The sequence below is a fragment of the Methylibium sp. genome (assembly GCF_031393925.1).
Taxonomy (GTDB): domain Bacteria; phylum Pseudomonadota; class Gammaproteobacteria; order Burkholderiales; family Burkholderiaceae_C; genus Methylibium.
The window spans coordinates 1-6,848 of record NZ_JANMWL010000123.1 but is presented as its reverse complement, the minus strand read 5'-3'; the positions used below and the strand labels follow the sequence as shown (position 1 = coordinate 6,848).

The 6,848-nt window shown below is 68.7% G+C and carries 9 protein-coding genes and 1 pseudogene; 8 read left to right on the top strand and 2 right to left on the bottom strand.

Features of this window, described 5'->3' with window-relative positions:
- Together RMO12_RS07180 and RMO12_RS07175 are read right to left on the bottom strand one after the other, a co-directional pair.
- Positions 1-417, bottom strand: a pseudogene (locus tag RMO12_RS07180) (ribosomal RNA small subunit methyltransferase I); the annotation flags it as partial.
- A gap of 26 nt (positions 418-443) precedes the next feature.
- Complete coding sequence (locus tag RMO12_RS07175; protein ID WP_309638756.1) at positions 444-1,064, bottom strand: Maf family nucleotide pyrophosphatase; 621 nt, start codon at positions 1,062-1,064, stop codon at positions 444-446.
- Between the two features lie 42 nt (positions 1,065-1,106).
- On the opposite strand from RMO12_RS07175, the gene RMO12_RS07170 reads away from it, so the two are divergent.
- The 8 genes from RMO12_RS07170 to RMO12_RS07135 form a co-directional block, all read left to right on the top strand.
- A complete protein-coding gene (locus RMO12_RS07170) occupies positions 1,107-1,664 on the top strand; it encodes a DUF177 domain-containing protein (RefSeq protein WP_309638755.1) in 558 nt (185 codons plus the stop codon).
- Positions 1,665-1,851: 187 nt separating this feature from the next.
- Positions 1,852-2,034, top strand: a complete 183-nt coding sequence (gene rpmF, locus RMO12_RS07165) for a 50S ribosomal protein L32 (protein ID WP_309626367.1) — start codon at positions 1,852-1,854, stop codon at positions 2,032-2,034.
- A gap of 338 nt (positions 2,035-2,372) precedes the next feature.
- Positions 2,373-3,473, top strand: a complete 1,101-nt coding sequence (plsX, locus tag RMO12_RS07160; protein WP_309638754.1) for a phosphate acyltransferase PlsX — start codon at positions 2,373-2,375, stop codon at positions 3,471-3,473.
- Positions 3,470-4,468: a beta-ketoacyl-ACP synthase III gene (locus RMO12_RS07155; protein ID WP_309626369.1), complete on the top strand. Its 999-nt coding sequence runs from the start codon at positions 3,470-3,472 to the stop codon at positions 4,466-4,468. The genes plsX and RMO12_RS07155 overlap by 4 nt, the downstream gene beginning before the upstream one ends.
- A gap of 43 nt (positions 4,469-4,511) precedes the next feature.
- On the top strand, positions 4,512-5,450 hold the full coding sequence (gene fabD / locus RMO12_RS07150; RefSeq protein ID WP_309638753.1) for an ACP S-malonyltransferase: 939 nt from the start codon (positions 4,512-4,514) through the stop codon (positions 5,448-5,450).
- A 56-nt stretch (positions 5,451-5,506) separates the two neighbouring features.
- Positions 5,507-6,253: a 3-oxoacyl-ACP reductase FabG gene (gene fabG / locus RMO12_RS07145; RefSeq protein ID WP_309638757.1), complete on the top strand. Its 747-nt coding sequence runs from the start codon at positions 5,507-5,509 to the stop codon at positions 6,251-6,253.
- A gap of 113 nt (positions 6,254-6,366) precedes the next feature.
- Positions 6,367-6,606 (top strand): acyl carrier protein, encoded by a 240-nt coding sequence (gene acpP, locus RMO12_RS07140; protein ID WP_309626371.1) that lies wholly within the window; start codon positions 6,367-6,369, stop codon positions 6,604-6,606.
- A gap of 39 nt (positions 6,607-6,645) precedes the next feature.
- Positions 6,646-6,848, top strand: a 203-nt coding sequence (locus tag RMO12_RS07135; protein WP_309638752.1) for a beta-ketoacyl synthase N-terminal-like domain-containing protein, incomplete at its 3' end; no start/stop codon positions are given.

The window sequence follows — 6,848 nt, the reverse complement described above, 5'->3', positions numbered from 1 at the left end:
GAGCGAGCTGGGCCCGGGCAGCACCCGCACCGCGATGCCGGCGGCGTGGGCCGCTGCAACCAGCGCGGTGCCGGGGTCGGCCACGGCGGGCAGGCCGGCATCGCTGATCAGGCCCAGTTCGTGACCGCTCAGCGCCGGTGCAAGCAACTCGCGCATCGCTGCCGCGACGCTAGACGGCAGCGCCACGGCGCTGCCCTTCGGTGCGCGAGGAAGCTCGCGGATGTCGAGCGATTGCAGCGGGTGCGTGAGCGGCACGACGCTGTCGACACGCTTGAGAAAGGCGCGCGTCGTCTTGGCGTTCTCGCACACCCAATGCCGTAACCGTGCCGCCGTCTCGAGCACGGCCTGCGGCAGCACGTCTTGAAGGGCGCACGGCGTGCCGGTGCCGAGATCGAGCGTGTTCGGAACGAGGATCAAGGCGCCACTCATTGCGCTTGTTGCGCTCATCGCGCTCGGCCGCCCAGCACATCGACCCCCGCTTCGCGCAGCAAGCGGGCGGTGGCGATCAGCGGCAGGCCGACCAGCGCCGTCGGGTCATCGGACTCGATCGCGTCGATCAAGGCGATACCCAGTCCCTCGGACTTGGCGCTGCCGGCACAGTCGTAAGGGCGCTCGGCTTGAAGGTAGTGCTCGATCTCGGCGTCGCCAAGAGCGCGAAAACGCACCGTGACCGCAACGCGCACGACGCGCTCGAAGCCGGTGGCCGGACGCAGCACCGCAACACCGGTGTGGAACACGACCGCGCGACCACTCATCGCGCGCAACTGCGCCACTGCGCGGTCATGCGTGCCTGGTTTGCCCAGCGGCGTGCCATCGAAGTCGGCCACCTGGTCCGAGCCGATGATGACCGCGTCGGTTTGTCGCCCAGCCACGGCACGCGCCTTGGCCAGCGCCAGGCGCAAGACGAGTTCGGCCGGCTGCTCGCCGGGCAGCGGGGTTTCGTCGACCTGCGGTGACTCGCTGCGAAACGGTAACCGCAGCCGTTCGAGCAGCTCGCGGCGGTAGCGCGAGGTCGAGGCCAGCACCAACCGGGGCATCGAAAGCGAGGTGGCCGAAGGGTCCATGCCGGCATTGTCGCGGCCACCGGCCTATACACTCGCCAGCCGATGAAAACGAGTCGATTCGATTGCCTGCGGCTGGACGTGAACGCCCTGGCCAAGGCCGCGGCGAGCCTGGAGGGCAGCTGGCCGCTTGCGTCGCTGCGTCGTCTGGCCGCCAGTGCGCATCCCGATACACCGCCCGGTGACAGCGATCCGGTTCAGTGGTCGGCGCGCGGCGAGCGGCGCGAGCGGGGCGGCAATGTCCCCGAAATCACGCTTCACCTGACGGTCCGTGCGTCATTGCGGCTGCAGTGTCAGCGCTGCCTCGGGCCGGTGGACGAGCGGGTCGAGGTCGACCGTTTGCTGCGCTTCGTTCCCGGCGAACAGCAGGCCGCTGCGCTGGATATCGACAGCGAGGACGACGTGCTGGAGCTCACGCCCGCGCTGGACCTGCGCGAGCTGGCCGAAGACGAGTTGCTGCTTGCCTTGCCGCTGGTGCCACGCCATGAGCGCTGCCCGCATCCGCTGGTGACCGGCACGCTTGACGACAACGTCGTGGTGTCGGCACCGCCGCACCCGTTCGCCGCGCTTCAGGCGTTGAAGAAACCGGGCGGTGCCCACTGAGCGCCACCGAGGGTGCGTCGCTGCGCTGATACACTCCTCCGCTTTTCCGCACACTGCCCGCAATCGGGGTGCGGGCCCTGTCATGCTCCGCAGACGCGGCATGGCGTTTCGCTCACCGCCCCGGAGCCCGGCTCCGGCGCACCGCGCCCCGTTCGACCGCGGCGCCAGCACGACCCAGGAGCCCATCATGGCCGTTCAACAGAACAAGAAGTCACCTTCAAAGCGTGGCATGCATCGCTCGCACAACGCCCTGACCACGCCGGGCATCGCGATCGAGTCGACCACCGGTGAGACGCACCTGCGCCACCACATCAGCGCGACCGGTTTCTACCGCGGCCGCAAGGTGCTCAAGACCAAGGCGGATGCCTGAGTCGAGCCACCACGCCCACTGCGTTCACTGCCCCCCCGCGGCGCTCAGCGCCCTCGGGGCGGCCCGGCGGGCACTGAGTCGATGCGGTCGGGCCGGTGGTGCGCCCGGGCCCGGTCGCAAACCTGCACGGTCACGCCCGGCCACCTGTTTCGCAGGTCGCCGGGCGTTGTTCATTGCAGCGTCGATCGGCGTGCAGCGGCCCAAGGCCTTGCTGTCATGTGCCGATCCCACCCGCCGTCGCATCGCAGTGCGCTCACCGGAGCTACGTCGTGCTGCGCGCTCCGGTATTCGTCCTTCGGGCGGTCGTGCGGGCTCATGCGTCCTTCCCCCCCGTTGACATGGATCACGACTCGGCGGCCGTTCCCTTGAGCGGATCCGTGCGCCTGGCGGTCGATTGCATGGGCGGCGATCATGGCCCGGCCGTCACGCTGCCGGCCTGTCGCTCGTTCCTGGCCGCGCATCCCGAGGCCGAACTCCTGCTTGTCGGCCGCGCCGAGGCGCTCGCACCCGCTGCCGGCTGGGCGCGCTGCACGCTGGTGGTGGCCAGCGAAGTGGTGACGATGGACGATTCCGTCGAGGTTGCGCTGCGCCGCAAGCGCGACTCCTCCTTGCGGGTGTCGATCAGTCAGGTCAAGCTGGTGGACGGCGTGGCCGCGGCGCATGCATGCGTCTCGGCGGGCAACACTGGCGCCTTGATGGCGGTCGCGCGTTACGTGCTCAAGACGCTCGAGGGCATCGACCGTCCGGCGATCGCGACCGTCATGCCCAACCAGCGCGATGGCCACACCACGGTGCTCGACCTCGGCGCCAACGTCGACTGCTCGGCCGAGCATCTGCTGCAGTTCGCGGTGATGGGCAGTGCGCTGGTCGCGGCTGTCGAGGGCCGGCCCCACCCAAGCGTCGGGCTGCTCAACATCGGCGAAGAAGCGATCAAGGGCAGTGAGACCATCAAGCGTGCCGGCGAGCTGCTGCGCGCGGCAGCGGCCGGCGGGCATCTCAACTTCCACGGCAACGTCGAAGGCAACGACATCTTCACCGGCAAGACCGACATCGTGGTGTGCGACGGCTTCGTCGGCAATGTCGCGCTCAAGACTGCCGAAGGCTTGGCGTCGATGCTCTCGAGCTTCATTCGCCAGGAGTTCACGCGCAACTGGTACAGCAAGCTCGCCGCACTGGTTGCATTGCCCGTGCTCAACCGCTTCAAGCGGCGCGTCGACCACCGTCGCTACAACGGTGCGGCGCTGCTCGGCTTGCGTGGGCTGGTGTTCAAGAGCCATGGGTCGGCCGACGCCTTCGCCTTCGAGCAGGCGCTGAACCGGGCTTATGATGCCGCGCGCAACCGCCTGCTCGAACAGGTTCACGATCGCATCCTCCAGACGCTGCAGGCCCTGCCACCTCCGCCGGGCGGCCAAGCCCCGGTGGTGCCCCAAGCCGCATGACCCCGACTGCCCCTTCGTTCGCCCCGTACACGCGCATCACCGGCACCGGCAGCTACTTGCCGCCGCGGCGCCTGACGAACCAGCAGCTTGCCGATGAGCTGGCTCGGGACGGCGTGGAAACGTCGGACCAGTGGATCGTCGAGCGCACCGGCATCCGCGCACGCCACTTCGCCGACGCCGACATGGCCGCCAGCGACCTGGCGCTGCCGGCCGCGCGCCACGCGCTCGAGGCCGCCGGCCGCCAGGCCGCCGATGTCGACCTGATCCTGGTGGCCACGTCCACGCCCGACATGATCTTCCCTTCGACCGCCTGCCTCGTGCAGCAAAAGCTCGGTGTGCATGGTTGCGCCGCGTTCGACGTGCAGGCGGTGTGCTCCGGCTTCGTCTACGCACTCACCGTGGCCGACGCGATGATCCGCACCGGCAGCGCGCGTTGCGCCCTGGTGATCGGCTCCGAGGTGTTCTCGCGCATCCTCGATTTCAAGGACCGCACGACCTGCGTGCTGTTCGGCGACGGCGCCGGCGCCGTGGTGCTGGAAGCGAGCGACACGCCCGGCCTGCTGGCCACCGAGCTGCACGCCGACGGGCGCCATGTCGGCATCCTCTGCGTGCCGGGCACGGTGGTGGGTGGCAAGGTGATTGGTGATCCGCTGCTCAAGATGGATGGCAAGGCGGTTTTCAAGCTGGCAGTGAGCGTGCTGGAGGATGCGGCGCGCGCCGTGCTCGCCAAGGCCGGCCGGCAGGAAAGCGACCTCGACTGGTTGATCCCGCACCAGGCCAACATCCGCATCATGCAGAGCACCGCCAAGAAGCTGAAGCTGCCGCTGGACAAGCTCGTGGTCACCGTCGACGAGCACGGCAACACCTCGGCTGCGTCGATACCGCTGGCACTGGACCACGCGGTGCGCCGCGGCCAGGTCAAGCGTGGCGACACGGTGATGCTTGAAGGCGTGGGCGGCGGTTTCACCTGGGGAGCGGTGCTGCTCGACTTTTGAGCGCGGGGTGGCGCTCGTTCGCCGACCCCGATAACAACCGACCATGACCGCCATTGCATTCGTCTTTCCCGGCCAGGGCTCGCAGAGCGTGGGCATGCTCGACGCCTGGGGCGATCACTCGGTCGTGCGCGACACGCTGGCAGAGGCCTCGCAGGCGCTCGGAGAAGACCTCGCCGCGCTGATCCACGCCGGCCCGAAAGAAGCGCTCGACCTCACGGCCAACACGCAGCCGGTAATGCTCGCCGCCAGCATCGCGTGTTACCGCGCCTGGCGGGCCGAGGGCGGCACCGTGCCCGCCATCGTCGCCGGCCATTCGCTCGGCGAGTACAGCGCACTGGTCGCTGCCGGTGTGCTGACGCTGGCCGACGCGGTGCCGCTGGTGCGCTTTCGTGCGCGGGCGATGCAAGACGCGGTGCCGGTGGGCAGCGGCGCCATGGCGGCTGTTCTCGGCCTGGACGCCCAGGCCGTGCGCGCCGCCTGCGCCGAGGCGGCGGCGGCCACGGGCGAGCCGGTCGAGGCGGCCAATTACAACGACCCGAAGCAAACGGTCATCTCGGGCACCAAGGCCGCGGTGGACAAGGCCTGCGAGCTGGCCAAGGCGGCGGGCGCCAAACGCGCTTTGACGCTGGCGGTATCGGCGCCCTTTCATTCGAGCCTCATGAAGCCCGCGGCCGAGGCGCTGCGCGAACGGCTGGCCGCGACGTCGCTGGGCGTGCCAACGCTGCCGGTGCTCAACAACATCGACGTTGCCGTCGCGGTCGACGCGCAAGGCATTCGCGACGCGCTCTACCGGCAGGCGTTCGGGCCGGTGCGCTGGGTCGAGTTGGTTCAGGCGCTCAAGGGCCGTGGGGTCACGCACCTTGCCGAATGCGGCCCCGGCAAGGTGCTCGCGGGGCTGGTCAAGCGGATCGATGCCGAGCTCGTCACCGCCAACATCTTCGATCCGGCGAGCCTCGGCGACACAAAAGGGGCGTTCACATGAGCACGCACGTCCGCCCGCAGGGCGAATACCGGAGTGCGCAGCACGAAGCTACCCCGATGAGCATCAGCGACATCCCAACGCAAACGGCCCTCGTCACGGGCGCCAGCCGCGGCATCGGCCGTGCGATCGCTGGCACGCTCGCGGCGCAGGGTTTCAAGGTGATCGGCACGGCCACCAGTGCAGCCGGCGCGGCGGCCATCGGTGAGGCGCTGGCGGTGCACGGCGGCCGCGGCCTGGTGCTCGACGTCACCGACCCGATCGCGCTCGACGCCGCCATCGACGCGATCGTCAAGCAAGACGGCGGCCTGCACGTGCTCGTCAACAACGCCGGCATCACGCGCGACACCTTGTCGATGCGCATGAAGGACGATGACTGGGACGCGGTGATCGACACCAACCTCAAGGCGGTGTTTCGCGCCAGCCGTGCCGCGATCCGGCCGATGATGAAGCAGCGCTTCGGCCGCATCGTCAACATCACGTCGGTCGTCGGGGCCAGCGGCAACGCGGGTCAGGCGAACTACGCGGCCGCCAAGGCGGGCGTCGCCGGCATGACGCGCTCGCTCGCACGCGAACTCGGCAGCCGCGGCATCACCGTCAACTGCGTCGCGCCGGGCTTCATTGCCACCGACATGACAGAGCGCCTGCCCGAGGCGCAGAAGACCGCATTGCTGGCTCAGATTCCGCTCGGGCGGCTGGGCCTTCCCGAGGAGATCGCCCATGCGGTGGCCTTTCTCGCGTCGAAGCAGGCGGCCTACATCACCGGCTGCGAACTGCATGTCAATGGAGGCATGTTCATGAACTGAATCGGCGCGGCCGCTGCACGCGCGCCGCGCTGCGCCACGAACGGACCTCAGGGCTGTCTCCGTAGAGCCCTTAGAATCGACGGCTGTTTTTGCAACCACTCCTTGGAGGAGTCATGAGCGATATCGAAGCACGCGTCAAGAAGATCATTGCCGAGCAACTTGGCGTGGCCGAAAGCGAAGTCACCACTGAAAAGGCCTTCGTCGCCGATCTGGGCGCGGACTCGCTCGACACCGTCGAGCTGGTGATGGCGCTCGAGGATGAATTCGGCATCGAGATCCCGGACGAAGAGGCCGAGAAGATCACGACCGTGCAACTGGCGATCGATTACGCCAAGTCCCACGCGAAGGCCTGAGTCCAGCCCGTCGTATTGCCCGACTGCATTCCATTTCGCATGAGCCGTCGTCGCGTCGTCGTGACCGGACTGGGTCTCGTCACCCCCGTGGGCAACACGGTGGCCGAGTCCTGGGCCAACCTGGTGGCCGGGCGCTCCGGCATCGCCAACGTCACCAAGTTCGATGCGTCCGACCTGGCCTGCCGCTTTGCCGGCGAGGTCAAGGGCTTCAGGGTCGAGGACTACCTCCCGGCCAAGGAAGC

Excerpts from the sequence above, each read along its gene's own strand:
- RMO12_RS07175 (WP_309638756.1), bottom strand. The coding sequence starts at position 1,064 with ATGGACCCTTCGGCCACCTCGCTTTCGATGCCCCGGTTGGTGCTGGCC.
- RMO12_RS07170 (WP_309638755.1), top strand. The coding sequence starts at position 1,107 with ATGAAAACGAGTCGATTCGATTGCCTGCGGCTGGACGTGAACGCCCTG.
- rpmF (WP_309626367.1), top strand. The coding sequence starts at position 1,852 with ATGGCCGTTCAACAGAACAAGAAGTCACCTTCAAAGCGTGGCATGCAT.
- plsX (WP_309638754.1), top strand. The coding sequence starts at position 2,373 with ATGGATCACGACTCGGCGGCCGTTCCCTTGAGCGGATCCGTGCGCCTG.
- RMO12_RS07155 (WP_309626369.1), top strand. The coding sequence starts at position 3,470 with ATGACCCCGACTGCCCCTTCGTTCGCCCCGTACACGCGCATCACCGGC.
- fabD (WP_309638753.1), top strand. The coding sequence starts at position 4,512 with ATGACCGCCATTGCATTCGTCTTTCCCGGCCAGGGCTCGCAGAGCGTG.
- fabG (WP_309638757.1), top strand. The coding sequence starts at position 5,507 with ATGAGCATCAGCGACATCCCAACGCAAACGGCCCTCGTCACGGGCGCC.
- acpP (WP_309626371.1), top strand. The coding sequence starts at position 6,367 with ATGAGCGATATCGAAGCACGCGTCAAGAAGATCATTGCCGAGCAACTT.